General features: G+C 68.8%; 2 protein-coding genes. One reads left to right on the forward strand and one right to left on the reverse strand.

Annotation, left to right across the window (positions count from 1 at the left end; translation table 11 throughout):
• Positions 1-50 precede the first annotated feature (50 nt).
• Positions 51-362, reverse strand: coding sequence for a transposase (locus D8M34_RS18370; protein ID WP_126894731.1), 312 nt, complete (start codon positions 360-362; stop codon positions 51-53).
• Between D8M34_RS18370 and D8M34_RS18375 the strand changes: the two genes are divergently transcribed.
• The coding region (locus D8M34_RS18375; protein WP_446723748.1) for a hypothetical protein at positions 355-824 on the forward strand (470 nt) is incomplete at its 3' end. The genes D8M34_RS18370 and D8M34_RS18375 overlap by 8 nt on opposite strands.

Genomic DNA, 824 nt, shown 5'->3' on the forward strand with positions numbered 1-824 from the left:
CCATGTCACGGACAGACCAGGGGTCAGCATGTGACCGACAGACGCGACGCTCAGCGGTGTGGGTGTTCGAGCTCCCCCAGGTAGCAACACGTCGCCGACTGGGGGCCCTCGTTGACCTCACGCAGGCGCTTGTTCGCCGCCCGCAACCGCCGCAGCTCCTCGCGGTCATCGCTGGTCACGCCGGCTACGACGCCGGTGTCGACGTCGTGCTGGGACACCCAGCGGCGCACGGACTCACGCGACACCCCAAGTGACTCAGCGACCTGACCATGCACGGCACGCTCGGTCGAGTACGCCGAACGATGCTCGGTCACCAGACGCACAGCCTGGCTCCGAACCGCTGGGTCGATCTTCTTGGGCACGACACCCATCCTCTCAGCCTGCTCACAACGGAGCGGCAGAGAAGCCGGGACGGTTCAGACCGCGAAGACCGAGCAGCGTGCGCACCTGGTCGACGACTACCTCGAGCACCTACATCGGCGCTGGAACGAGGGCGAGCGCAACGCCACGCCCCTGTTCCGCGAGATCGCTGCACGTGGCTACCCGGGCGGTGCGCTGGCGCTCCAGCGTTACTTGCGCCGCTTCCGTCACGGTCGCGGCCACGCACCGCTGCCGGAGCCGAAACCCCCGACCGTCCGCGAGGTCACCTCGTGGATCATGACTCACCCCGACCGACTGGCCGCTGACGATGCCATCCGGCTCGCCCGGCGCCGCAAGGCCGACCCCGGCCTGGACAGACTGACCGGCCACGTCCGCGGGTTCGCCACGATGATGACCAGCCGCACCGGCCACCAGCTCGACGCCTGGATCGACACGGTCGAGGT

It is taken from the genome of Microbacterium sp. HSID17254, from assembly GCF_003989315.1.
GTDB lineage: Bacteria > Actinomycetota > Actinomycetes > Actinomycetales > Microbacteriaceae > Microbacterium.